22 protein-coding genes are annotated in these 23,841 nt (G+C 65.8%); 9 read left to right on the top strand and 13 right to left on the bottom strand.

What is annotated here, in order from left to right:
• Positions 1-16: 16 nt before the first annotated feature.
• A complete protein-coding gene (locus tag ACSQ8Y_RS29640) occupies positions 17-964 on the top strand; it encodes a GlxA family transcriptional regulator (RefSeq protein WP_436270173.1) in 948 nt (315 codons plus the stop codon).
• A gap of 74 nt (positions 965-1,038) precedes the next feature.
• Here ACSQ8Y_RS29640 and ACSQ8Y_RS29635 read toward each other — a convergent pair whose 3' ends face one another.
• Complete coding sequence (locus ACSQ8Y_RS29635) at positions 1,039-1,857, bottom strand: glycosyltransferase (protein ID WP_436270172.1); 819 nt, start codon at positions 1,855-1,857, stop codon at positions 1,039-1,041.
• A 157-nt stretch (positions 1,858-2,014) separates the two neighbouring features.
• Between ACSQ8Y_RS29635 and metH the strand changes: the two genes are divergently transcribed.
• Together metH and ACSQ8Y_RS29625 are read left to right on the top strand one after the other, a co-directional pair.
• Complete coding sequence (metH, locus tag ACSQ8Y_RS29630) at positions 2,015-5,812, top strand: methionine synthase (RefSeq protein ID WP_436270171.1); 3,798 nt, start codon at positions 2,015-2,017, stop codon at positions 5,810-5,812.
• A gap of 107 nt (positions 5,813-5,919) precedes the next feature.
• A complete protein-coding gene (locus tag ACSQ8Y_RS29625) occupies positions 5,920-6,378 on the top strand; it encodes a cache domain-containing protein (RefSeq protein WP_436270170.1) in 459 nt (152 codons plus the stop codon).
• Positions 6,379-6,492: 114 nt separating this feature from the next.
• On the opposite strand, the gene ACSQ8Y_RS29620 is transcribed toward ACSQ8Y_RS29625, so the two are convergent.
• From ACSQ8Y_RS29620 to ACSQ8Y_RS29565, 12 genes are all read right to left on the bottom strand, one after another.
• Positions 6,493-7,791: an ABC transporter permease gene (locus ACSQ8Y_RS29620; RefSeq protein ID WP_436270169.1), complete on the bottom strand. Its 1,299-nt coding sequence runs from the start codon at positions 7,789-7,791 to the stop codon at positions 6,493-6,495.
• Between the two features lie 8 nt (positions 7,792-7,799).
• The gene (locus ACSQ8Y_RS29615; RefSeq protein WP_436270168.1) at positions 7,800-8,753 is read right to left on the bottom strand and encodes an ABC transporter ATP-binding protein; all 954 of its coding nucleotides are present in this window, start codon (positions 8,751-8,753) and stop codon (positions 7,800-7,802) included.
• A gap of 107 nt (positions 8,754-8,860) precedes the next feature.
• On the bottom strand, positions 8,861-10,141 hold the full coding sequence (locus ACSQ8Y_RS29610) for an EAL and HDOD domain-containing protein (protein ID WP_436270167.1): 1,281 nt from the start codon (positions 10,139-10,141) through the stop codon (positions 8,861-8,863).
• Complete coding sequence (locus ACSQ8Y_RS29605; RefSeq protein ID WP_436270166.1) at positions 10,138-10,971, bottom strand: class II glutamine amidotransferase; 834 nt, start codon at positions 10,969-10,971, stop codon at positions 10,138-10,140. The genes ACSQ8Y_RS29610 and ACSQ8Y_RS29605 overlap by 4 nt, the downstream gene beginning before the upstream one ends.
• Before the next feature lie 75 nt (positions 10,972-11,046).
• The gene (locus tag ACSQ8Y_RS29600) at positions 11,047-11,304 is read right to left on the bottom strand and encodes a BTH_I0359 family protein (RefSeq protein WP_436270165.1); all 258 of its coding nucleotides are present in this window, start codon (positions 11,302-11,304) and stop codon (positions 11,047-11,049) included.
• 77 nt (positions 11,305-11,381) lie between these two features.
• Positions 11,382-11,849 (bottom strand): GTPase, encoded by a 468-nt coding sequence (locus tag ACSQ8Y_RS29595; protein ID WP_436270164.1) that lies wholly within the window; start codon positions 11,847-11,849, stop codon positions 11,382-11,384.
• Positions 11,846-12,565 (bottom strand): response regulator, encoded by a 720-nt coding sequence (locus ACSQ8Y_RS29590; RefSeq protein WP_436270163.1) that lies wholly within the window; start codon positions 12,563-12,565, stop codon positions 11,846-11,848. Before ACSQ8Y_RS29590 ends, ACSQ8Y_RS29595 begins: the two co-directional genes overlap by 4 nt.
• A gap of 83 nt (positions 12,566-12,648) precedes the next feature.
• Entirely contained in the window at positions 12,649-14,952 is a 2,304-nt protein-coding gene (locus ACSQ8Y_RS29585) for a sensor histidine kinase (RefSeq protein ID WP_436270162.1), read from the bottom strand.
• Positions 14,953-15,525 (bottom strand): DUF4390 domain-containing protein, encoded by a 573-nt coding sequence (locus ACSQ8Y_RS29580; protein WP_436270161.1) that lies wholly within the window; start codon positions 15,523-15,525, stop codon positions 14,953-14,955.
• A 60-nt stretch (positions 15,526-15,585) separates the two neighbouring features.
• On the bottom strand, positions 15,586-16,911 hold the full coding sequence (gene rsmB, locus ACSQ8Y_RS29575) for a 16S rRNA (cytosine(967)-C(5))-methyltransferase RsmB (protein ID WP_436270278.1): 1,326 nt from the start codon (positions 16,909-16,911) through the stop codon (positions 15,586-15,588).
• A gap of 637 nt (positions 16,912-17,548) precedes the next feature.
• Positions 17,549-17,869 carry a YgiT-type zinc finger protein gene (locus ACSQ8Y_RS29570; protein WP_436270277.1) on the bottom strand — a complete coding sequence of 107 codons (321 nt, stop codon included), beginning with the start codon at positions 17,867-17,869 and terminating at the stop codon, positions 17,549-17,551.
• Positions 17,799-18,026, bottom strand: a complete 228-nt coding sequence (locus ACSQ8Y_RS29565) for a DUF4258 domain-containing protein (RefSeq protein WP_436270160.1) — start codon at positions 18,024-18,026, stop codon at positions 17,799-17,801. Before ACSQ8Y_RS29565 ends, ACSQ8Y_RS29570 begins: the two co-directional genes overlap by 71 nt.
• A 246-nt stretch (positions 18,027-18,272) precedes the next feature.
• Here ACSQ8Y_RS29565 and argS point away from each other — a divergent pair, with 246 nt between their 5' ends.
• From argS to ACSQ8Y_RS29535, 6 genes are read left to right on the top strand one after another with little or no spacing between them, the layout of a single operon-like run.
• Positions 18,273-19,982 carry an arginine--tRNA ligase gene (gene argS, locus ACSQ8Y_RS29560; RefSeq protein ID WP_436270159.1) on the top strand — a complete coding sequence of 570 codons (1,710 nt, stop codon included), beginning with the start codon at positions 18,273-18,275 and terminating at the stop codon, positions 19,980-19,982.
• A 21-nt stretch (positions 19,983-20,003) separates the two neighbouring features.
• A complete protein-coding gene (locus ACSQ8Y_RS29555; protein WP_436270158.1) occupies positions 20,004-20,717 on the top strand; it encodes an SPOR domain-containing protein in 714 nt (237 codons plus the stop codon).
• A gap of 10 nt (positions 20,718-20,727) precedes the next feature.
• Positions 20,728-21,399 (top strand): thiol:disulfide interchange protein DsbA/DsbL, encoded by a 672-nt coding sequence (locus ACSQ8Y_RS29550; RefSeq protein WP_436270157.1) that lies wholly within the window; start codon positions 20,728-20,730, stop codon positions 21,397-21,399.
• A gap of 13 nt (positions 21,400-21,412) precedes the next feature.
• Complete coding sequence (locus ACSQ8Y_RS29545; RefSeq protein WP_436270156.1) at positions 21,413-22,198, top strand: SDR family oxidoreductase; 786 nt, start codon at positions 21,413-21,415, stop codon at positions 22,196-22,198.
• Positions 22,195-23,010 carry a biotin--[acetyl-CoA-carboxylase] ligase gene (locus ACSQ8Y_RS29540; protein WP_436270155.1) on the top strand — a complete coding sequence of 272 codons (816 nt, stop codon included), beginning with the start codon at positions 22,195-22,197 and terminating at the stop codon, positions 23,008-23,010. The genes ACSQ8Y_RS29545 and ACSQ8Y_RS29540 overlap by 4 nt, the downstream gene beginning before the upstream one ends.
• Positions 23,007-23,834 carry a type III pantothenate kinase gene (locus tag ACSQ8Y_RS29535; RefSeq protein ID WP_436270154.1) on the top strand — a complete coding sequence of 276 codons (828 nt, stop codon included), beginning with the start codon at positions 23,007-23,009 and terminating at the stop codon, positions 23,832-23,834. Before ACSQ8Y_RS29540 ends, ACSQ8Y_RS29535 begins: the two co-directional genes overlap by 4 nt.
• Positions 23,835-23,841 lie beyond the last annotated feature (7 nt).

Genomic DNA, 23,841 nt, shown 5'->3' with positions numbered 1-23,841 from the left:
ACGGATCAGAATCTCAATGAAGACTGTCGCAGTGATCGCCTATGACGGCATAGGCCCGTTCCACCTGTCCGTCCCCTGCATGGTATTCGGCACGGACGACGGCGACACGCGCCCGCGCCTGTTCGAGGTCAAAGTGTGCGGCGCTACGCCCGGCAGCCTGCGCACCAGCGCCGGCTTTTCCATCCAGACCTCGCACGGCCTGGCCGACGTGGCACGGGCCGACATCGTCATCATGCCCAGCTGGAGCAGCCCGGACGAGGCGCCGCCACAAGCCCTGCTGGAGGCGCTGCGCCAAGCCAAGGCCAATGGCGCGCAAGTGGTCGGCCTGTGCCTGGGCGCCTTCGTGCTGGCGGCCGCCGGCCTGCTGGACGGCCGTCCCGCTTCCGTGCACCACCAGTGGGCACGCAAGCTGGCCGAGCGCTATCCCGGCGTGGCGGTCAATTCCCATGTGCTGTACATCGACGACGGCGACGTGATCACTTCGGCCGGCACGGCGGCCGGCATCGACTGCTGCCTGCACGTGCTGCGCCAGCGCTGCGGCGCCAGCGTGGCCAGCGCCACCGCCGGCTACATGGTGATGCCGTCCTACCGCCACGGCGGTCAGGCGCAGCGCCTGAAGCACGAACTGGCCAGTTCGGCGGCGGCGGACCTGTTCCGCAATACGCTGGACTGGGTGCTGGCCAACTTGCGCGAGCCGCACACGGTGGAGCAACTGGCCGCGCGCGCCTGCATGAGCCAGCGCACCTTCACGCGCCGCTTCCGGCAGGAGACCGGGGCGTCGGTGCACCAGTGGCTGCTGGATCAGCGCCTGCTGACCGTGCAGCGCCAGCTCGAACAGACCGGGCACACGGTGGAGGTGATCGCCGGACTGACGGGATTCGGCTCGTCGGGCGCGCTGCGCAAGCAGTTTGGCAAGCAGCTGGGCATGTCGCCGTCGGCGTACCGGATGCAGTACCGGGCGTAGGGCGGCAGGCTGGCCCTGGGGCCGTTCCGCCAACGGTCGACCCTGCCGGGTTACGCCGTGCCGGCTAACCCGGCCTACGGTTTCAGCTGGCGGATCGGGGAGACGCGCGGCAGCACGTGGCGCTGGCTGCGCACTTCCCTGTTCCAGTCCTGGTTCGCCCGGTGCAGTTCGGCGTCGTAGTAGCCGCGCCCGTGGTCCAGGTGCAGGCTGACGATGGAGTGGCGGGCGCGCATGCCGCGCACGCCGATGTTGTTCAGCCGCAGGCCCATGTTCAGGTCTTCGCCGCCGTAGGCCATGCTTTCGTCGAAGCCGCCCACTTCCAGCACGTCGCGCCGGAAGGCGCAGCTATTGGCGCCGCTGAAGGCATTGCGCGGCGACAGAAAATCGTAAAAGCGCTGCAGGCGCGGACTGCGCAGCAGGCGGTTGCGGTTCTTGTCAAAGCCCGGTATCGCGTTCAGGAAATCGTAGTCGAACAGGCTCTGGTCCAGGATCGCAGGACGCAGGTCATGGAGCAAATGATATTGTTCCGGCACGCTGATATGGCTGCCGCCCGCCAGGAAGGCACCCGGACGGCTCAAGCGCAGATAGGTCTCGACGAAGTCGTCGCGCGGCACGCAGTCGCCGTCGGTAAACAGCAACAGGTCGCCGGACGCCTGCAGCACCGCCTTGTTCAGCGCGCGGCATTTGCCGAAGCCCCGGTGCTCCTGCGTCAGATGCAGCAGCGGCAGGTCCAGATGGCGGCAGCCGGCCACCGCCTCGGCAATCTCCGGGAACTCGCCGTCCTGCGAGACGATGATCTCGTCCGCCATGCGGGTCTGGGCGGCGTAGCCGGTCAGGACGAACTCCATTTCGCGGCGTTTTTTGTGCGCGGAGATGATAACGGTTATCTTCATGCACGCCATGTTACCGGAACCGGGGACCGTATGCTGCCACCGGCAGCCATCTTCGGCCGCCTTGGCCGCGGCGGACCTCCCTCGGCCCCGATTGCCGCAATGCCGTATAATTTTAGACCCGGTATCGGATTCCATCAGCCATCCCCGAAAGTGCGAAATGAATAACAAAGCCAGCCAACCACGCTATTCCAAGACCGAAGCGCAACTGCGCGAGATGCTGTCGCGCCGCATCATGTTCCTGGACGGCGCGATGGGCACCATCATCCAGCAGTACAAACTGGATGAAATGGCTTACCGCGGCGGCCCCACGGGCCGCTTCGCCGACTTCGCAGCACCCGCCGATAGCGGCGCGCGCGAGCTGTTCGTCAAGGGGAACAACGAGCTGCTGACGCTGACGCAGCCGCAGGTGATCCAGGAGATCCACGAGCGCTACCTGGCGGCCGGCGCCGACCTGATCGAAACCAACACCTTCGGCGCCACCTCGATCGCGCAGGACGACTACCACATGGGCCACCTGGCCTACGAGATGAACGTGGCGGCGGCCAAGCTGGCCAAGGCGGCCACGGCCAAGTACAGCAGCGCCGACAAGCCGCGCTTCGTGGCCGGCGCCCTCGGCCCGACGCCGAAAACCGCGTCGATCTCGCCGGACGTGAACGATCCCGCCGCGCGCAACGTGACCTTCGACCAGCTGGTCGCGGCCTACCATGAACAGGTGCGCGGCCTGGTCGACGGCGGCTCCGACGTGCTGCTGGTCGAAACCATCTTCGACACGCTGAACTGCAAAGCCGCCCTGTTCGCCATCGACCTGTACTATGAAGAGCACCCGGAACAGGAACGCCTGCCGCTGATGATCTCCGGCACCGTGACCGACGCCTCCGGCCGCATCCTGTCCGGCCAGACCGTGCCGGCCTTCTGGAACTCGGTGCGCCACGCGCGCCCGCTCACCATAGGCTTGAACTGCGCGCTGGGCGCGGCCCTGATGCGTCCCTACGCCGAAGAGCTGTCGCAGATCGCCGACGCCTTCGTCTGCATCTACCCGAACGCCGGCCTGCCCAACCCGATGAGCGACACCGGCTTCGACGAGCTGCCGGCCGACACCTCGGCCCTGCTGCGCGAATTCGCCGACGCCGGCTTCATCAACATGGCCGGCGGCTGCTGCGGCACCACGCCCGACCACATCGCGGCCATCGCCACGCTGCTGGAGACGACCCCGCCGCGCGCGGTCCCGGAGATCAGGGTGGCGCAGCGCCTGTCCGGCCTGGAGCCCTTCACCATCGACGACGACTCGCTGTTCGTCAACGTCGGCGAGCGCACCAACGTCACCGGCTCGAAAGCGTTCGCGCGCATGATCCTGAACGAGCAGTACGACGAGGCGCTGTCGGTGGCGCGCCAGCAGGTGGAGAACGGCGCCCAGGTGATCGACATCAACATGGACGAGGCGATGCTGGACTCGCAGGCGGCCATGACGCGCTTCCTGAACCTGATCGCTTCCGAGCCGGACATCTCGCGCGTGCCCATCATGATCGACTCCTCCAAGTGGAGCGTGATCGAAGCGGGCCTGAAGTGCGTGCAGGGCAAGGCCATCGTCAACTCCATTTCGATGAAGGAAGGCCTGGAAGAGTTCATCCGCCAGGCCAAGTTGTGCCGCAGCTACGGCGCCGCCGTGATCGTCATGGCCTTCGATGAAAAAGGCCAGGCCGACACCTTCGAGCGCAAGATCGAAATCTGCGCGCGCGCCTACAAGGTGCTGACCGAGCAGGTCGGCTTCCCGCCGGAAGACATCATCTTCGACCCGAACATCTTCGCCATCGCCACCGGCATCGAAGAGCACAACAACTACGCGGTGGACTTCATCAACGCCACGCGCTGGATCAAGGACAACCTGCCGCACGCGAAGATCTCGGGCGGCGTGTCCAACGTGTCGTTCTCCTTCCGCGGCAACGACCCGGCGCGCGAGGCCATCCACACCGTGTTCCTGTACCACGCCATCAAGGCCGGCATGACCATGGGCATCGTCAACGCCGGCATGGTGGGCGTCTACGACGACCTGCCGGCCGAGCTGCGCGAACGCGTGGAGGACGTGGTGCTGAACCGACGCGACGACGCCACCGAGCGCATGATCGAAATCGCCGGCACCTTGAAAGCCGGCGGCAAGGCCCAGGAGCAGAACCTGGAATGGCGCAACGCCATCGTCGAGAAGCGCCTGGCGCACGCGCTGGTGCACGGCATCACCCAGTTCATCACCGACGACACCGAAGAGATGCGCCTGCAGGTGCTGAACTCCGGCGGCCGCCCCATCCACGTGATCGAAGGTCCGCTGATGGACGGCATGAACATCGTCGGCGACCTGTTCGGACAGGGCAAGATGTTCCTGCCGCAGGTGGTGAAATCGGCGCGTGTGATGAAGCAGGCCGTGGCCCATCTGATCCCCTACATCGAGGAAGAGAAAAAGGCCGAGGAAGCGCGCACCGGCATCGTCGCCAAGCCCAAGGGCAAGATCGTCATCGCCACCGTCAAGGGCGACGTGCACGACATCGGCAAGAACATCGTCTCCGTGGTCCTGCAGTGCAACAACTTCGAAGTGGTGAACATGGGCGTGATGGTGCCGTGCTCCGAGATCCTGGCGCGCGCCAAGCTGGAGAACGCCGACATCATCGGCCTGTCCGGCCTGATCACGCCGTCGCTCGAAGAGATGGCCCACGTGGCCAAGGAAATGCAGCGCGACGAGCACTTCCGCATGCTGAAGATCCCGCTGCTGATCGGCGGCGCCACCACCAGCCGCGCCCACACGGCCGTGAAGATTTCGCACAACTATGAAGGCCCGGTGGTCTACGTGCCGGACGCCTCGCGTTCCGTGTCGGTGGCGCAGTCGCTGCTGACGCCGGAGAGCCGCGACCAGTACATCGCCGAGATCGAGCAGGACTACGTGCGCATCCGCGAGCAGCACGCCAACAAGAAGGCCCTGCCCATCGTCTCGCTGGCCGCCGCGCGCGCCAACAAGATGAAGCTCGAGTTCTCTCCGGTGAAGCCCAAGTTCATCGGCCGCCGCGTGTTCAAGAACGTCGACCTGGCCACGCTGGCGCAATACATCGACTGGGGTCCGTTCTTCCAGACCTGGGACCTGGCCGGCCCCTTCCCCGCCATCCTGAAGGATGACGTGGTGGGCGAAGCGGCCAGCAAGGTGTTCGAGGAAGGCCAGGCGCTGCTGAAGAAACTGATCGACGGCCGCTGGCTCACCGCCAACGGCGTGGTCTCCCTGCTGCCCGCCAACAGCGTGAACGACGACGACATCGAAATCTACACCGACGACGAGCGCGACACCGTGGCCTTCACCTACTACGGCTTGCGCCAGCAGGGCGTGAAGCCCATCATCGACGGCGTGCAGCGCCCCAACCAGTGCCTGGCCGACTTCATCGCGCCCAAACTCATTGATGGCAAACCCTCGGGCATCAAGGACTACATCGGCATGTTCGCCGTGACCTCGGGCCTGGGCATCGAGAAATACGAGCAGCGCTTCGAAGACGCGCACGACGACTACTCGTCCATCATGCTCAAGGCGCTGGCCGACCGCCTGGCCGAAGCCTTCGCCGAATACATGCACGAGCGCGTGCGCAAAGACCTGTGGGGCTACGCCGCCGCCGAGACGCTGAGCAACGAGGCGATGATCGCCGAGGAGTACGCCGGCATCCGTCCCGCGCCAGGCTACCCGGCCTGCCCGGAGCACACGGTGAAGGCGGACATGTTCAAGGTGCTGCAGGCCGAAGAGATCGGCATGGAGCTGACCGAGTCGTTCGCCATGTTCCCCGGCGCCGCCGTGTCGGGCTTCTACTTCGCCCATCCCCAGTCGAAATATTTCACCGTCGGCAAAATAGGCAACGACCAGTTCGACGACATGGCCGCGCGCCGCAAGATCGACAAGGCCGAGCTGGAACGCTACCTGGCGCCCAACCTGTAAGGCCAAGGGGTGGCGCCAAAAACGCCACACCCCCGGTGCAATTTCTTTACAGCAGGCATGGCCAAGCCTAAAGTAGGCTCTCCGAAGCATCACTTAAGGAGAGCCGGATGAAAGCTTTGCTGAACGCCGCACTGATGTTCCTGATGTGTTTGAACTTTGCCCCGGCGGCGCGCGCCGCCGAGCGCGGCACACCAGCCGAGGCGACCGCGCTGGTGCAAAAAGCGGTGGCCTTCCTGAAGGCCAACGGCAAGGAAAAAGCCTACGCCGAATTCAACAATCCCAACGGCCAGTTCAAGGACCGCGACCTCTACATCTTCGTCATCGACACCGGCGGCATGGAATGGGCCAACGGCGCCAACCAGAAAATCGTCGGCAAGAACGTGATGGACCTGAAGGACGCGGAAGGCAAGCCCATGGTCAAGAGCATGCTGGAGCTGGCCGCAAGCAAGGGCAAGGGCTGGGTCGACTACAAATGGCCGAACCCGATCAACAAGACGGTCGACAGCAAGTCCTCCTACCTCGAGAAAGTCGAGGACGTGATCGTCGTCTGCGGCGTCTACAAATAAGCGCCGCGGCGAACACCTTCAAAAAACGTAAAAGGGGTCAGGGTTATTTATTAAATAACCCTGACCCCTTTTACGATTTGACCCTGGCCCCTATTCTCTGGCCCCTTTTCTCCGCTATTGCTGGTCGCGGCGGAATTTCCAGATCGCGAGGCCGGCGAAGACGGCGGCGAACGCCAATTGCACGGCCATCGGCGCGAGGGCGGCGTCCAGGCCGAGGCCGCGCCAGGTCATGGCGTCGAAGCCGTCGACCGCCCAGCGCGTGGGGATGGCGATGGTCAGCGTCTGCATCCACGCAGGGAATACGAAGGACGGCACCCAGGCGCCGCCCAGCATCACCATGATCAGCGTGGCGAACACGGCGATGCCGCGCGCCGCTTCGGGCGTCTTGCCGAAAGCGGCAATCAGCAGGCCGAAACCGGCCGTCATCAGCGCGAAACAGACGCCGACGCCGGCAAAGCCCAGCGGGTTGCTGATGTCGACTTTGAAGATCAGCATGGCGCACAGGAAAATGGCCGCCAGCAGGCCGCTGGCGATCAGCGCGGCCGAGACCGCGCGCGCCAGCAACACCGACGTCAGCGACACCGGCGCGGCCAGCAGCCGGTTCCAGATGCCCATGCGGCGCGCCAGCAATATCCCTATGCCCATGTCCACACCCATGAACAGGATGAATTGCACGCTCATGCCCGCGAACGAGTGCGCGTAGCCGTTGTACCTGGGGCCGGAGCTGAGCGCTTCGTCCTTGGTGGCAAAGGGCATGCTGAGGCCGGCCTTGGCCGCTCCGCCTGCAGCGCCATCCTTGACGGGCTTGCCTTGTTCGACCTGTTGATACCTGCGCACGCTGCCCAGCATGTCGCGCAGCGCGGGATTGTCCCTGCCGGCAGCGGCGCTCTGCTCGAGCTCTTTCAGGCTGACGTCCATGAACTTGCTGCCGCTGTCGCCGCCGAACATCTCGGCGCTGACGATTTGCATCACCTGCTGCGTCAGCATGCCTTTGACCATGGCCAGCGTGGTCGCTTGCGAGGGATCGTAGAACACCGGGATCTCCGGCTTGGAGCCGGCACCGAAGAGGGCCTTGCCGGCCGCGTCGCCGAAGCCTGGCGGGATCACGACGGCCACCGTGAGCTTGCCGGCGCGTACCTGGGCCTGCGCGTCGGCCAGCGCCAGTTCCTTGATGCGCAGCGCGGGATCCGCCTTCAGCCCGTCGGCAACCTTACCGCCGACCGCGCTCGTGTCCAGCTGCACCAGGCCGACGTCGATCTTGCCGGTGCTCGCTTCGCCGCCGCTGCCGCCGAACAACGAGCCGAAGAAGGCGGCCAGCACGATGGGCAGCATCAGGTTGATCAGCAGAGCGCGCTTGTCGCCGAGGTAAAGGATCAGGTCTTTGCGGACCAGTGCGAAAAATGCGGTCATCATATTCCCTTTCAGTCTCGCAGGCTGCGCCCGGTGAGCGTGAGGAAGATATCCTCGAGATTGGTCCTGGCGGTGGCGAAATGCTGCAGCGCGCAGCCTTGCGCGTCCAGCCAGGCCAGCACGGACGCCGCTTGCGCGGTCGCGCCCAGGCCGATCTCCAGCACGGCGCCATCCGCCTTGACGGAACTGACGCCGGCCAGTCCTTGCAGCCCCGCCGCCAGGTCGGCCAGGCGCCCGGGCGACGGCGGCTGCGCCAGCTCGGCGCGCAGCGCCGCCTGCGCCGGCAGGCGGCGGTACAGCTCGGCCGGGCTCTCGTCGGCCAGTACCTTGCCGTGGTCGATGACGACGATGTGGTCGGCCAGCCGCTCCACTTCCTCCATGTAGTGGCTGGTGTAGATCAGCGCCATGCCTTTCGCCTTGAGGGCTTCCAGCGTGTCGAAGATGGCGTTGCGGCTTTGCGGGTCGACGCCGACGGTGGGCTCGTCCAGGATCAGCAGCTTGGGTTGGTGCAGCAGCGCTGCGGCGATGTTGAGGCGGCGCTTCATGCCGCCCGAGAAGGCGGCGGGCTTGTCGGCCGCGCGGTCGGCCAGGCGCACCATGTCCAGCGCCTGCGCGCAGCGCTCCTTCAGCAGCGCCCCCTTGAGGCCGTACAGCGCGCCGAACAGCTTCAGGTTCTCCAGCGCCGGCAAGTCCTCGTACAGCGCCAGGTCTTGCGGCACCAGCCCGATCTTGAGCTTGGCGCCCGTGCTGCCCTGGGCCATGGCCACGCCGTCCAGCTCGACGCTGCCGCTGTCGCTGCGCAGCAAGCCGCAGATCATGCTGACGGTACTGGATTTGCCAGCGCCGTTCGGACCGATCAGGCCGACGGTCTGGCCGTGCCTGACCTGGAAGGAGACGCCGTCGACCGCGAGGCGGCCGCCGTAGGATTTACCGAGTTTGTTTACGCTGAGCAGGACGGAAGCCATGGCGCACCGCGATCGTTAATAAGATCGCAAGCTTATCGCCACTCATGTCCGTTTGGCAAGTAAAAGATGCCACAGCTGTCAACTTGACAGGCTGACACTGCCCAAGGCTACAGGGCGTAGCGCACCACGTTGTCGCTCCACTCGAACGCGGCCATTTCCAGCTCCACCAGTTCGTCGGTGGACATGGCGAGGTCGCGCAGGGTCGGCACGATTTCGCCTTCCTTGTCTTCGATCTGCTCGATGCATTCGGCCAGCTTGAGCAGGTCGCCGAAGAAACCGCCGCGGAACATCAGCGCGTCCGCCACTTCGTCGATCACCGGGATCTGGCCCAGGATTTCGGACATCGGGATGCCGAACAGCGTGTCCATCAGCGACATGATGCCGACCGTGAAGGCGATGTCGGCGGCGTGGCGCTGGCTGGGGCGCAGCTTGTGCGCCAGCAGTTCGAGCAGGCGGCCGCGGGTGGTGGCCAGCATCAGCAGCGGCGTCATGCTGTGGCCGCGCTTGCTCGGTTCGGCGTACAGCATGATCTGCAGCCAGCGCTGCAACTGGCGGCGGCCCAGGATGGTGACGGCCTGGCTCAGCGAGTCGATGCGCTGGCGTGCGCCCACGGCCGGCGTATTCACCAGGCGCAGCAGGTTCAGCGCCAGCGACACGTCGCGCTTGATGGCGCGCTCGATTTCGAGGTTGTCGGCGTCCGAGGTCACCAGGGTCATCAGTTCCATCACCGCCAGCTGCGACGGCGACAGTTTCTTGCCGCTCATGATGACGGGCTTGGCGAAGTAATAGCCCTGGAAGTAGTCGAAGCCCAGGTCCAGGCAGTTCTTGAATTCGTCGCGGGTCTCGACCTTCTCGGCCACCAGCAGCTTGCCGTCCTGCTTGAAGCGCGGCGCCAGCTTCATCAAGGCCGGCAGCGGCGTGCTGCGCATGCTCATCTTGACGTATTCGATCATGGGCAGCAGGCTCTGCACGTGGCCGGTTTCGACGGTGACGTCGTCCAGCGCGAAGCTGAAGCCGTGGCTGACCAGGTCGGCCATGCGCGACAGCACCGGCGGCGTCACTTCCATGGTTTCGACGATTTCCAGCACCACTTTCTCGCGCGGCAGGAAACCGAAGATGTCGCTCATGATGACGTCGGCATCGACGTTGACGAAACCGAGCGCATCGCCGATCACTTTTTCCATGCCCAGCTGCGAGGCGTGGGCGATCACGGAGGCGGTCGCCCCCAGGTCGGTGGTGATATTGGCTGGACCGACAGGAGCGTTGCGAAACAGCAACTCATAGCCGAACAGCGCCTGGTTGCGATCCAGTATCGGCTGACGCCCAAGGTAAAACTCGCGCACGCGCAAGCTCTTGGAGGTCATATCGTTCATGGAAAGGTCGATCATGGCAGTTTCATCCCGTTTTTTACTGATATTTTGGCATCATTCGCCGGTATTGTCTCGGACAATTTGGCAACAGGCATGCCTTCCAGGAACAATTTCAACTCGCCGGGTTCAAAAGCGGTCCATTGTTCGTTGGTCGTGAGCGGCTGGGTGACGATGATGGCGACCCTGTCGTCGGGCGTGGTGACTTCCGAGAAGTCGACGCTGACGTCCTCGTCGGACAGCTCGGCGGTGACGAAGGGGTACTGCCGCACCAGGTAGTACAAGCTGGTGGAACAGTGGGCGTACAGCTCGCTGCCGCTGGAGAGCATCATGTTGAAGGTGCCGTGGGCGGCGATTTGCCGCACCAGTTCCTCCAGCGCGGCGTTCAGCTCGGCCCGCTCGGGGTGGCGGTCCCCGAAACGCGCGCGCAGGCTTTGCAGGATCAGGCAGAAAGCGCGTTCGCTGTCCGTGGTGCCGACCGGGCGGTAGGCGCCGTCCAGCACGGGCTCGAATTCCTTCAGGTCGCCGTTGTGGGCGAACACCCAGTAGCGGCCCCACAGTTCGCGCACGAAGGGATGGCAGTTCTCCAGCGCCACCTGGCCCTGCGTGGCCTTGCGGATGTGGGCGATGACGTTGCGCGATTTGATCGGGTAGCGCTTGATCAGTTCGGCGATCGGCGAGGCCACGGCGGCCTGGTGGTCGACGAACAGGCGCACGCCGGCGCCCTCGAAGAAGGCGATGCCCCAGCCGTCATGGTGGGTGTCGGTGGCGCCGCCGCGCATGGCGAAGCCGGTGAAGCTGAACACGATGTCGGTCGGGACATTGCAGTTCATGCCTAAAAGTTGGCACATGGGATGGCATGGTGAGGTTGTTGCGACAAGACCTCACCTTACCACGCCTCGGCCGTTGTGAATATCAATGCGCTATCAATGCAGAAGGACGGGTTGGCTCATCACCGATTCGTAGCTGCCCAGGAATTCGTCGATTTCCTCCATGGTCGGCTCGCTGGCGATCAGCTGGTTGACGTCGCGCCGGAAGCTTTGCGCCAGCACCCCCGCGATGAAGATTTCACGCTTGCAGCCCTTGTCCACGATCTCATAGCCGCCAAAGCGCAGCGCTTCGAGGTCGCGGTCCGCGCCGAATTCAACCACGCTGTATTGCTCGCTGTTGTAGATCAGGTTCATTTTGCTTCCTTCACGCTAGGGGCGGAAGCAGGATTGTTCCGCCGGTCCATATTGAAGTGGGGCCCTGGAACCGGTTTTCAAGTCGTAACTTGCATATCCGGAGCCAGTGCCAGCAATTCGCCATACGGAGCCTCCAGCAGCATGGTGCGCAACTGGTCCACATGCTCCGCATTTGCCAGGCTGATGTACAACTGCGCAGGCGGACGGCGCAGCAGACGGTTCAATGTTACTCGCAAAACGAGATTGCCAGCGCAACAAAGGCAGCCGGGAGCGATACGGAGCACCTGCAGCCCTTGTTCGGGCGCGGAAACGAGGGGGGAATTGGCGTCGGCCAGGCCTTCGAGAATGACGGCGGTGGGGACGTGCGGCTGCGCGGCGGCAGCGCCCGCAGCCTCGATCGCAGCGGCAATGGCGGACTCGCGCACGGCTGCGCGCGGGCCCGTGACCAGCGTGGTCAGCGTTGGCGGCACCGCCCTGGAGGAGGCGCCGCCAGCGGCAGCGCCGGCGCTTGCTCCCGCAGCGCTTCCGCCGGCGGCTGCCGTCATTGGTTCTTCTTGGCCAGCTTGCCAGGCTCCACGCCCAGCTGCTTGAGCTTGCGGTACAAGTGGGTGCGTTCCAGGCCCGTCTTTTCCGCCACCCGCGTCATGCTGCCGCCTTCGCGGCCCAGGTGGTGTTCAAAGTACATGCGCTCGAACGCGTCGCGCGCCTCGCGCAGCGGCAGATCGAACGACAGGTTGAACATATGGCCCTCGCCCGCCGTGGCGCCGCCGCCCCGGATGGCCGCGTGCACCTGCGGCATGGCCGAACTGAACGGCGCCCCGGCCGCGATCGCGCCGTCCTCGGGCGGCGGCGCCACCGCCGGCCGCGGCGCCAGCGAAGGCGAGCGCACCGTTTCCTGGGCGCGCGTCAGGCCTGCTTGCACCGCTTTGAGCAGCTTTTGCATGGCGATCGGCTTTTCCAGGAAATTCAAGGCGCCGATGCGCGTGGCCTCCACCGCCGTGTCGATGGTGGCGTGACCGGACATCATGATCACGGGCATGGTCAGCAAGCCGTCGCGCTGCCATTCCTTCAGCAACGTGACGCCGTCCGTGTCCGGCATCCAAATGTCGAGCAGGACCAGATCCGGCGCGCCCTGCGCACGCGCCTCGCGCGCCTGCTGCGCGTTTTCGGCAAGCTGTATTGCGTGTCCCTCGTCGCTCAATATCTCCGAGAGCAACTCGCGGATACCCATTTCGTCATCCACTACCAGAATGTTTGCCATCTATCCCTGCCTTTTTTCACTTCGCCGGACATGCGGCATTGTATGCCTGCATGGCTAGCAATGATTTTATTGGTCTTTCAACATTATGCCAACTGCACCGGTGCCAACTTTAACAGTAAAATCAGTACCGAAGCGCCACTTCTATCGACATGGTTCTGGATGTCTATCCTGCCCCCATGTTCGTCGATAATCTTTTTCACCATCGCCAGCCCCAAACCGGTGCCGCGCGCCTTCGACGTCACGTACGGTTCAAAGGCGCGCGCCAGGATTTTGGGCGCGAAGCCGGGGCCGTTGTCCGATATCGCCAGCCGCACGGCGACGCGGGTGCCGCCGTCCGCGCTCTGATAATGGATGGCCTCGGTGACCACATCGATGCGCGGCTCGGCGCCGGCCGGCGGCTGGTCGAGCAGCGCATCTTGTGCGTTCTGCAATAAATTGTGGATCACCTGGCGCAGCTGGGTGGCGTCGCCCATCACCAGCGGCAGCTGCGGCGCCAGCGCCAGGTGGATGATGTCGCTGCCCTCGCCGCTCAGGTAGAGGTTCAGGATCTCCTCCACCAGCGCGTTCACGTCCAGCGGCTCGAGCACGGCCGGCGGCGTCTTCGCGTAGTCGCGGAAGTCGTCCACCATGCGCTTCATGGCCGAGACCTGGTTGACGATGGTGGTGGTGGCCTTGTTCAGCAGGTCGACGTCGGCCTGGACCTCGAGCTTGTTCTCCAGCTTCATCTGCAGGCGCTCGGCCGACAGCTGGATCGGCGTCAGCGGGTTCTTGATTTCGTGCGCCAGGCGGCGCGCCACCTCGCCCCAGGCGATCGAGCGCTGGGCCGAGATCACGTCGGTGATGTCATCGAACACCACGATATAGCCGCTGCCGCTCTCGACCGGCAGGCGCGAGCCGCGCGTCAGCAGGGTCAGGTCGTGCTCCTCCGGGCTGGTGCTGTAGGCCGGGCGCGGAATCTCGATCTGGCGCTGCCAGTGCAGGCGCTGCGCGTTGCGCCCGGCCGCCGAGTGCGCGCTTTGCGCCGAGAACGCGGCCACGATGGCGTTGGCGAATTCCTGCAAGCCTTCGATTTCCGTCAGTTGCTGGCCGATCAGCGCCGCGCCCGCGCGCTGCAGGATGCGCTCGACCGAATCGTTGCAGCTGACCAGGCGGAACTCGCCGTCCAGCACCATCACGCCGGCCGACATATTGGCCAGCACCGATTCCAGGTGGGCCTTGGCGTTCTGCAGCGCGGCGCGGTTCTTGTCGACCGCGATGCGCGCGTCCGACAGCTGGCGCGTCATGGTGTTGAACGATTGCGTCAAGGTGCCCAGCTCGTCCGAACTGGCGACGATGGGGCGCGGCGACAGGTCGCCGCCGGCCACCGCGCGCGTGCCCTCGGCCAGCAGCAGCAGCGGCTGGGCCAGGTCGTTGGCGATCAGGAAGGCGGCCGCGATGGCGCCGAACACGGCCAGCAGCAGGGTCAGCGTCAGCGTTTCGATGTACATCTTGCGCAGGCCGATGCGGGCCACGAAGCGCTCCTTGTATTCGCTGTAGGCGGTGCGCAGCATTTCGCCGTTGGCCGCCAGCTGCGGCGGCACGGCCTGGATGATCTGCAGGAAGCGCGGCGCCAGATGCGTGCCGTTGGGCTGCACCGGGTCCGGGATGGCCATCAGCACGCGCACGCGCAGCACATTGGCCGCGTCCGGCGGCGGCGGCGGCGGCGCGCCCACGCGGTCGTCGCGCAGTTCGCTGCCGCCCTCGGCCTGGGCGTAGGAATCCTCGGCCTTGGCCACCGCCAGCATGGGCGGGTTGGGCAGGTCGGCCGACAGGTTGATGCGCTGCGGCCCGGTGGCCGAGACGATCAGTCCGCCTTCGGCGTCGACGATGATGGCGCTTTGCGTGCCGGGATGGGTCTTGACGTAGCGCGACAGGATGGCCGGGGCGGCGTAGAACTGCTCCTCGGCCAGCAAGGTGGAGGTTTTGCGCGCCTGCGCGTTGAGGTCGGCCACCGCCTTGTCGAGCGCGTCGCGGCCCAGGTTCAGGCCGGCATCGAGCGCCTCTTCGATGCGCACATTGAACCAGGAATCGATGGAATGGGAGACGAACTGCACCGACACCAGGAAGATCACCAGGCCGGGCAGCACGCCGATGGCGGCGAACAGCAGCACCAGGCGCGTCATCAGCTTGGAGCCGAACTTGCCGGCGCGGTAGCGCGAATACAGGCGGAACAGGGACACGCCGACGAGGATCAGCAGCGCCACGGCGACCGCCGCGTTCAGGCCCAGCAGCCAGCCGTAATAGCGGTCGAACAGGCCGGAGTTGTCCGACGCCGAGGCCAGCAGGAACAGCAGGATGCTGACCGCGGCGCCCGCGACGACGAACAGATACCGCAAGGCCGGGGTCACTTATTCAGCCCTGTACAGGAAGGTTTTCTTGTTCGACGCCAGGCGCCATTCGCTGTTGTTGAAGGCGTTGACCTGGATCGGCTTGGGCAGGTAGTCGCGGTCCATGCCCATGCGCAGCGTCACGTTGTAGACCTCGCCGACCTTGAGCGCGCCGCGCGGCGCCACCACCCAGCGGCTGGGCCGGCGCAGCAGGAACAGCGCGTCCTCCAGCGTCGAGAAACTCTGGCGCACGCTGCCGACCGGGCCGACGTGGTACTGGCGCGTGAGCACGTTGTAGGCGATGCTGAAGGTGCGCTTGACCTTGACGGCCTTCTCGTCCATCCAGTACCAGCGCGGGCGGGTGAATTCGACTTCGGTGGTGAAATAGAGCGTGACGCCGAACTGCAGCGCATCCTCCAGGCCGTGGTTCAGTTCGAACGAATAGGCGGCCGACAGGCGGTAGCCCTCTTCGGCCGCCTCGATGGTGGCGCGGGTGATTTCGACCGTATCGTCCGCCGCGCGCGCGGGCGGCAGCGCGCACGCGAACAGCAGCAGCAACTGCCAGGCTAGGAGTCGAAAAAAACGTCGCGTCACGAGTGGGCCGGTACCTAATAAATCCGTTGGAAATTGAGCGGCAAAATGTTCACGCATCGTTTACGCATTTTTCTGGAACAGTGCGTAGAACAAACCATCGTGATCCTGTTCGGCGCCGCCGGTGGGCAGCAACTGGCCGGGCGCTTGAAGACGGGTAGCGCCGTGGCGCACCGCGAAAGCGGCCGCCTGCGCCTCGGATTCCTGCGGCCACAACGAACATGTCACGAACAGCAATTTACCATTCGGGGCAAGCATCTGCCAAAGGTTGTCGAGAATTTTGGCCGAAAGTGTTGCAAGTTGGAGCGCGTCGCCCTTGCGGCGCAGCCAGCGGATGTCGGGGTGGCGGCGCACGATGCCGGACGCGGTGCACGGCACGTCGGCCAGGATGCGGTCGTAGGCCTCGCCGTCCCACCAGTCGGTCTGCTGCGCGTCGGCCGCCTTCAGCGCGGCTTGCAGGCCCAGGCGGTCCAGGTTCTCCTGCACGCGCTGCAGGCGCTTGGCGTCCGCGTCCAGCGCGGTCACGTCGGCGGCGGCCAGCTCCAGGATGTTGCAGGTCTTGCCGCCGGGCGCGGCGCAGGCGTCCAGCACCTTCATGCCGTCCTGGACATCGAGCAGCTGCGCAGCCAGCTGGGCCGCCGCGTCCTGCACCGACACCAGGCCGTCGTCGAAACCGGGGATCAGGTGCACGCCGACCGGCTTGGCCAGGCGCACCGCCTGCGGGCCGATCCGGGCGGCGGCGATGCCGGCCGCTTCCAGCGTGGTCAGATACTCGGCAACCGAGGTGCGGCGCAGGTTGACGCGCAAGGTCAGCGGCGGCGGCTGGTTACCGGTGATCAGCACCGCTTGCCACTGGTCAGGATAGGCGGCGCGCACGGCGTCGATCCACCACTGTGGATAATTCCATTTGGCCACCGGCTGCAGCGCGGCCGCCGCCAGCAATTCCTTGTTCTCGCGCTGGAAACGGCGCAGCACGGCGTTGACCATGGGCTTGGCGCGTTCGGAGTCCGGGTGGGCATAAGTGGCCGTCACGGCCTGGTCGACCACGGTGAACTGTTCATAGGCGGAGCTGCCGTCGGCGTCCGGCTGCATCAGCGGCAGCGCGCAGGCCAGCAGGGCCGACACCAGCGGCTCGGGGGCTTTCGGCGCCATCAGGGCGATCAGGGCGTCGCTCTGGCCCAGGCTGCGCATGGCGCGGTAGGCGATGTCCTGCATCGCGCCGCGCGCCTGCGGCAGCGCGCTGGTGCTGGCGAACACGCCGGCCAGGGCCTGCGGCAGCGCCATGCCGGTGCGCACCTGCGCCACGGCCAGGGCCGCGCCCAGCAGGGAAAAGGACAGCGAATCGGGGCGCAGGTCGGTCTGGAAGCCGGTTTGCAGCACCGGTTTCAGGTCGCGGTGGTGGCTCTCGCGGAATTCCGGCTTCGGGCGCGGCGCCGCGAATTTGGGCGCCGGCGCCGTCTTGCGCTGCTTGGGCGCGGCCTTGGCCCAGACCGAGGCGGCGGTTTCGGCGGGTTCGTCCGATACCGCGCGGTCATATGCGGGACGCGCTTGCGGGTTGAACTGAGGACGGGGCTGCGTGCCGGCCGGGCGTGCCGGTCCGCGCGCGCCGGCCGCGCCTGCACTGCTGCCAGCGCCAGCCGCGCCGGATTGGCCGCCGGCGCCAGCCGGCTTGGCCGGCCACGTCTTGGCGCCGGATGGCGCACCCGGCTTGGCGTACGCCGGTTTGCCGGCAGCAGCCTTGCCTGGAGCGCCCTTGTACGGAGCCTTGCCGGCAGCGGTCTTGGCCGGTGCGGCAGGGGTTTTCAGTTTCAGGACTGGGCGCTCTTTGGTCATCTTGTTATTTCCGTAATGGCTCGCGCCCGCCCACGGAGGGACGGGAGCGGCCCGCCGGGCCGCAATATTCGCGGGAATTCTATAAAGGTGAGATTGTAACCGGGTTGTGGACAACTCAGGCCAATCGCGCGCCCCATTACCCTGTCGTCCTCGCGGACGCGGGGACCCATGCTGAGCATCAGGTCCCGGCCGGCTAATCTATTAGTGGAAATTCAACAGGAAAATTCGCAACCGGTACCATCCGGGCTTCGGCCAATGTCTGCCGATGCGACTTGATGCGTTCGATTTCATGCAAGATCTGCGCCGTAAAGTAGCGTTCATGGCAATGTGGGCACCGGCACATAGGAATATCTTCAATGACCATCAGCTCATCGCCCCGGCCATAACTGCGGGTGACGCGCTGTATTTGCACACCCGGCTTGCCGCACGAAGCGCAAATGGCGTCAATCGAGGTAGGCGGTGATGACGTAGAGTCTGCCGGTGCAGGATTCGAACTTGACGACGACCTCGGCATCGCCCCCGTCGAGCGTGCTTCCTTGAACGACATACTTGCACTCTCGCGTCCGCCGGTCTCGCTGTCGCTCGACAAGTCGTCCTGTGAGGAGCACGTTTTCAAGGTCGGGGATCGTAAGGTCGTCATCTTCCACTCCTTGCTCGGCGTGAGCGGTCAAGACATAGCTCCCTGAGCGTATGCAGTCGCGTATCCGGCTGATCGTTGGCTGTGCCATCGATCCATTTTAGTGAGAGATCCAGTGTACATCTAAAGCCAGATCAAAGTCCGTCACGGCTGCCCCCTGGGCAAACGTTTATTCCCTCTTGCAAACCAGTATAATTACCGCTGTTTGGCCGGGGCTGAAGCCGCCGGCCGTTTCGCTTTCAGAAGATTACTTAGCGCGGCCCCGCCGCCACCTACGCACATGCTCGCCCAACAGAAACAAGAGATCACCGCCCTGTTCAACGCCGCCCTGGCGCCCATCCTCGACGGCTCCGGCGTCAGCGCCAACGTCGTGCTGGAGCGCCCGCGCGACGCGTCGCACGGCGACGTCGCCTGCAATATCGCCATGCAGCTGGCCAAGCAGCTGAAGATGAATCCCCGCGAACTGGCCACCAAGCTGGTCGCCGCGCTGCTGGAGAACCCGGCAGGCAAGCACATCGTCGCCGCCGCCGAAATCGCCGGCCCCGGCTTCATCAACCTGCGCGTGACCGACGCGGCCAAGCAGGCCGTGGTCAAGGCCGTGCTGGCGCAGGGCGCGCAGTTCGGCAACAGCGACGCGGGCACCGGCAAGCAAGTGATCATCGAATTCGTGTCCGCCAACCCGACCGGCCCGCTGCACGTGGGCCACGGCCGCCAGGCGGCGCTGGGCGACGCGCTGTCGTCGCTGTTCGGCTCCCAGGGCTATAAAGTCACCCGCGAGTTCTATTACAACGACGCAGGCGTCCAGATCCAGACCCTGGCGACCTCGGTCCAGGCGCGCGCGCGCGGCTTCAAGCCGGGCGACGCCGCATGGCCTGAATCGGCCTACAACGGCGACTACATCCAGGACATCGCCGACGACTTCCTGGCCCAAAAAACCGTGTCCGCCTCCGACGGCGCCCCGGCCACCGCCTCCGGCGACGTGGACGACGTCGAATCGATCCGCGCCTTCGCTGTGACCTATCTGCGCAACGAGCAGGACATCGACCTGCAGGCCTTCGGCGTGAAGTTCGACAACTACTACCTGGAATCGTCGCTGTACAAGGACGGCAAGGTGAACGCCGCCGTGGAAGCGCTGGTCAAGGCCGGCGTGACCTACGAGCAGGAAGGCGCGCTGTGGCTCAAGACCACCGACTACGGCGACGACAAGGACCGCGTGATGCGCAAGTCCGACGGCACCTACACCTACTTCGTGCCGGACGTGGCTTACCACATCGTCAAGTTCCAGCGCGGTTACGACCAGGCCATCAACATCCAGGGTTCCGACCACCACGGCACCATCGCCCGCGTGCGCGCCGGCCTGCAGGCTGTCGGCCTGGGCATCCCGCAGGGCTACCCGGACTACGTGCTGCACAAGATGGTCACCGTCATGAAGGACGGCGCCGAGGTGAAGATCTCCAAGCGCGCCGGTTCCTATGTGACCGTGCGCGACCTGATCGAATGGTCGGGCGGCGGCGACATCACCAAGGGCCGCGACGCGGTACGCTTCTTCCTCATCTCGCGCAAGGCCGACACCGAGTTCGTGTTCGACGTCGACGTCGCGCTGAAGACGTCGGACGAAAATCCGGTGTATTACGTGCAGTACGCCCATGCGCGCATCTGCCGCATGCTCGAGCAGTGGAACGGCGACGAGGCCACGCTGGCCAGCGTCGACCTGTCGCCGCTGACCGCGCCGTCGGAAGCGACGCTGCTGGCCGCGCTGGCCGCCTATCCCGAGGCGCTGGCCCGCGCGCAAGCCGAGCTGGGCCCGCACCAGGTGGCGTTCTACCTGCGCGAGCTGGCCGCTTCGCTGCACAGCTTCTACTTCGCCGAACGCGTGCTGGTCGACGACGAGGCGACCAAGCTGGCGCGCCTGGCGCTGATGGTGGCGACCCGCCAGGTGCTGCGCAACGGCCTGACGCTGATCGGCGTCTCCGCTCCGAACAAAATGTAATTGCGAAGGACATCCCGCACAATGAGTTTCCGCTCCCGCCCTACTTCTTTGCATACGCAGCAAGGCAACACGCTGCTCGGCATCATCATCGGCCTGGTCATCGGCCTGGTTATCGCTGTCATCGTGGCGCTGGTGATCAGCAAGGGCTCGACGCCTTTCACCGACAAGTCCGGCAAAGTGGGCAAGGCGGCGGAACCGACGGCGGGACAGATCTCCGATCCGAACAAGCCCATGTACGGAAGCAAGGAAGCTGCGCGTGAAGCGGCTCGGGACTTCTCGCGCGACCAGAACGCGGCCACGCCCGCAACGCCGGTCACCGCGCGTCCGGCGCCGGCCACGCCGGCCGCCAAGCCGGTGGACGAGTTGCAGCAGGTGGTGGACAAGATCGAGGCGGCCAGCAAGACCAAACCCGGCGCGACCAACGTGGTGCCCACTCCGACGGGGCCTGCTGCCGCGGCGGCGGCTCCGGCTCCGGCAGCAGCCGCGGCAGGCGACGACAAGTTTGTATATTATCTGCAGGCGGGCGCTTTCCGCGAAGTGGCGGACGCCGAAAACACACGCGCCAAACTGGCCCTGCTGGGCTTCGAAGCGACCGTGACCGACCGCACCACCGATACCGGCGTGCTGCACCGCGTGCGCGTGGGGCCGTACAACCAGGTGGAGACGATGAACAAGGTGCGCAGCAAACTGTCCGAAAACGGCATTGACGTGGCGGTAGTGCGCAACCAGAAATGAGGAAGCAAGCATGCGTATCCTGAAGCAGATCCTGGGCGCGTTGGCGCTGTGCAGCGTGGCCTTCGCGGCCACCGCGTCCCCGGCCGCGCCGGTCAGCGGCGTGGAGTACCAGACGCTGGCCTCGCCGCAGCCGACCGACACCGGCAAGAAAATCGAAGTCATCGAATTTTTCGCCTATTACTGCCCGCACTGCAACGCGCTGGAAGCGCAGCTTGAAGCCTGGGTCAAGAAACAGGGCGACAACATCGTCTTCAAGCGCGTCCATGTGCCGCGCGACGAAAGCGTGCTGCCGCAGCAGCGCCTCTTCTTCACGCTGGAAGCCATGGGCCTGCTGAACCAGTACCACAAGAAGGTGTTCCACGCGATGCACGTCGAACGCAACCGCCTCAACCGCGACGAACAGGTGTTCGACTGGGTTGCCGCGCAAGGCATCGACCGCCAAAAGTTCATCGACACCTACCGCTCCTTCGGCGTGCAGGCCAAGGTCAAGCGTGCCGACGGCATGATGGACAGCTACAAGATCGAATCCTGGCCGACCATCGTCATCGATGGCCGCTTCCAGGCGTCGCCGCACCTGGCCAGCGCAGGCATGCAGGGCAACCCGTCCGAAGCGGAACTGCAGGCGGCCGCGCTGCAAGTGATGGACTTCCTCGTCGCCAAGGCGAAAGCGGAAAAGAAATAAGCATGGGCTGCCGTTGAAACGCGTATTCATCACAGGCGCGTCCAGCGGCATAGGCGCGGCCCTGGCGCTGCGCTACGCACAGCACGGTGCCACCCTGGGCCTGCTGGCCCGGCGCGGCGACAATCTGCAGGCGCTGATCGCCACCCTGCCCTTCCCTGACAAGCACCGCGCCTACGCGGTCGACGTGCGCGACCACGCCGCCATCCGCGCGGCGGCCATGGACTTCATCGAGTACACCGGCGGCGCCGACATCGTCATCGCCAACGCCGGCATCTCGCACGGCACGCTGACCGAACACGCGGAGGATTTGCCGGTGTTCGAGGCCATCATCGCCACCAACCTGAACGCCACCGTGGCCACCTTCGCGCCCTTCATCGCCGCCATGAAGATGCAACGCACGCCCGCGCGCCTGGTCGGCATCGGCAGCGTGGCGGGCATACGCGGCCTGCCCGGCGCGGCCGCCTACAGCGCGTCGAAGGCGGCGGTGATCAGCTATTGCGAATCGCTGCGGCTGGAAATGAGGCCCCACGGCATCGATGTCGTGACCATTTCACCCGGCTATATCGACACGCCGATGACGCGCCACAACGCTTATCCCATGCCCTTCCTGATGGCGCCCGACAGGTTCGCGGCCGCCGCCATGCGCACCATCGAGCGCGGCAGCAGCTACGCCGTCATCCCGTGGCAGATGGGCGTGGTGGCCAAGGTGCTGCGCCTGCTGCCGAACGCCGTCTACGACTTCGCCTTCATCAACGCGCCGCACAAGGCGCGCAAAGTTGCCAAGGCAGACCCGCAATGAACCAGCGCATGTCCCCCGGCGCGATTGCGCGCCATTGCGCCGAATGCGCATCCCATGTGGCCATCGAAGTGGTGGCTGAAACCGGCTCCACCAATGTGGACCTGCTCCAACGCGTAAATGGTGGCGGCGCTGGCGGCGGTGACGGCGGCGCCATGCGCGGCCCGGTGCTGCTGATCGCCGAACGCCAGACCGCCGGCCGTGGCCGCGCCGGCCGCGCGTGGCTGTCCGCGCCCGGCGCCACCATGACGTTTTCTCTGGCGTGGCGCTTCAAGGGCCCGCTGCAACACCTGGCCGGGCTGCCGCTGGCGGTGGGCGTGGCGCTGGCCGAGGCCATCGTGGCGCTGGGCGTGCCGGTGCAGCTGAAGTGGCCGAACGATTTGCTCAAGGATGGCGCCAAGCTGGCCGGCATCCTGGTTGAAACGCAGGCTGCGCAGGACGGCGCCATCTGGGCCGTGATCGGCGCGGGCATCAACCTGCTGATGCCGGACCAGCTGGAAGCGGACATCGGCCGCGAGGTCGCCTCCGCGCCTTGGCTGGCGCAGATGGACCGCAACGAACTGATGGCCGCGCTGCTGAACCGTTTGGCCGCCGTGCTGGCCGAGTTCGACGACACCGGCTTCGCCGCCTTCACGGAACGCTGGAACCGCCTGCAGGCGTGGCACGGCCAGACCGTGCGCATCCTCGATCACGGCGAGCCGCTGCACGAAGGCCGCACCGCCGGCGTGGACGGCGCGGGCCGTCTGCTGCTCGACACCGCGCAAGGCCGCGTGGCCGTGCTGTCCGGCGACGTCTCGCTGAGGCTGGCGCCATGATGCTGCTGATCGACGCGGGCAATACCCGCATCAAATGGGCGCTGGCCGAACCGGACGCCGCGCCCGGCGACTGGCTGGACTACGGCGCCGTGATGCACGCCGACGCTGCCCAACTGCCCGCCGCCTGGCACGCCGCGCACGCCGCGCGCGTGGCCCAAGGCCGCAGCCCGGTTAGCCGCGTCCTGGCCGCCAACGTGGCCGGTACAGCACTGCGCGACCGGCTGACGCACATGCTGACGGCCGGCGGAGACGCAGGCGCCGCAGCGCTCGCTTCCGCGCGTCCGCCGGGTGCGCTGCTGGTCGCGGCGGACGGCATCGAATGGTTCGCCTCCGTGGCCGAACGCGCCGGCGTCAAAAACGGCTACCGCAATCCCGCGCAGCTGGGCTGCGACCGCTTTGCCGCCGCCATCGGCGCGCATGCGCTGGCGCCTGGCAAGGCCATCATCGTGGCCAACTGCGGCACCGCCACTACCATCGACGCGGTGACTGCCGACGGCGTCTTCCTGGGCGGGATGATACTGCCGGGCCTTGGCCTGATGGCCACTTCGCTGGCGCGCAACACGGCGCAGTTGCCGCAGGTTGCGCAAGGCGGTAAGCTGCCGTCAGGATTCGCCGACAACACGGACGACGCCATCCTGAGCGGCCTGCTGGCCGCGCAAGCGGGCGCCATCGAACACGCTTGCGCGCTGCACCGGGCGCAGGAATGCCTGGTTTCCGGCGGCGCGGCGGGCTATATCGCCCAAGCCCTGCCGACCGGCATCCCGCATCGCCTGGTGGACAATATCGTGCTGATCGGTTTACATGCTGCCGCCGGCAGCCCTTGATTTGGAA

The organism is Pseudoduganella sp. LjRoot289, from assembly GCF_964252925.1.
In the GTDB taxonomy this organism is placed as follows: Bacteria; Pseudomonadota; Gammaproteobacteria; order Burkholderiales; family Burkholderiaceae_D; genus Rugamonas.
This window is presented reverse-complemented; position numbering and strand designations above follow the sequence as displayed.

What these genes read in the sequence shown, in the direction of transcription:
- ACSQ8Y_RS29640 (WP_436270173.1), top strand. Translation starts at nt 17, where the DNA reads ATGAAGACTGTCGCAGTGATCGCCTATGACGGCATAGGCCCGTTCCAC.
- ACSQ8Y_RS29635 (WP_436270172.1), bottom strand. Translation starts at nt 1,857, where the DNA reads ATGAAGATAACCGTTATCATCTCCGCGCACAAAAAACGCCGCGAAATG.
- metH (WP_436270171.1), top strand. Translation starts at nt 2,015, where the DNA reads ATGAATAACAAAGCCAGCCAACCACGCTATTCCAAGACCGAAGCGCAA.
- ACSQ8Y_RS29625 (WP_436270170.1), top strand. Translation starts at nt 5,920, where the DNA reads ATGAAAGCTTTGCTGAACGCCGCACTGATGTTCCTGATGTGTTTGAAC.
- ACSQ8Y_RS29620 (WP_436270169.1), bottom strand. Translation starts at nt 7,791, where the DNA reads ATGATGACCGCATTTTTCGCACTGGTCCGCAAAGACCTGATCCTTTAC.
- ACSQ8Y_RS29615 (WP_436270168.1), bottom strand. Translation starts at nt 8,753, where the DNA reads ATGGCTTCCGTCCTGCTCAGCGTAAACAAACTCGGTAAATCCTACGGC.
- ACSQ8Y_RS29610 (WP_436270167.1), bottom strand. Translation starts at nt 10,141, where the DNA reads ATGATCGACCTTTCCATGAACGATATGACCTCCAAGAGCTTGCGCGTG.
- ACSQ8Y_RS29605 (WP_436270166.1), bottom strand. Translation starts at nt 10,971, where the DNA reads ATGTGCCAACTTTTAGGCATGAACTGCAATGTCCCGACCGACATCGTG.
- ACSQ8Y_RS29600 (WP_436270165.1), bottom strand. Translation starts at nt 11,304, where the DNA reads ATGAACCTGATCTACAACAGCGAGCAATACAGCGTGGTTGAATTCGGC.
- ACSQ8Y_RS29595 (WP_436270164.1), bottom strand. Translation starts at nt 11,849, where the DNA reads ATGACGGCAGCCGCCGGCGGAAGCGCTGCGGGAGCAAGCGCCGGCGCT.
- ACSQ8Y_RS29590 (WP_436270163.1), bottom strand. Translation starts at nt 12,565, where the DNA reads ATGGCAAACATTCTGGTAGTGGATGACGAAATGGGTATCCGCGAGTTG.
- ACSQ8Y_RS29570 (WP_436270277.1), bottom strand. Translation starts at nt 17,869, where the DNA reads ATGCCGAGGTCGTCGTCAAGTTCGAATCCTGCACCGGCAGACTCTACG.
- argS (WP_436270159.1), top strand. Translation starts at nt 18,273, where the DNA reads ATGCTCGCCCAACAGAAACAAGAGATCACCGCCCTGTTCAACGCCGCC.
- ACSQ8Y_RS29555 (WP_436270158.1), top strand. Translation starts at nt 20,004, where the DNA reads ATGAGTTTCCGCTCCCGCCCTACTTCTTTGCATACGCAGCAAGGCAAC.
- ACSQ8Y_RS29550 (WP_436270157.1), top strand. Translation starts at nt 20,728, where the DNA reads ATGCGTATCCTGAAGCAGATCCTGGGCGCGTTGGCGCTGTGCAGCGTG.
- ACSQ8Y_RS29540 (WP_436270155.1), top strand. Translation starts at nt 22,195, where the DNA reads ATGAACCAGCGCATGTCCCCCGGCGCGATTGCGCGCCATTGCGCCGAA.
- ACSQ8Y_RS29535 (WP_436270154.1), top strand. Translation starts at nt 23,007, where the DNA reads ATGATGCTGCTGATCGACGCGGGCAATACCCGCATCAAATGGGCGCTG.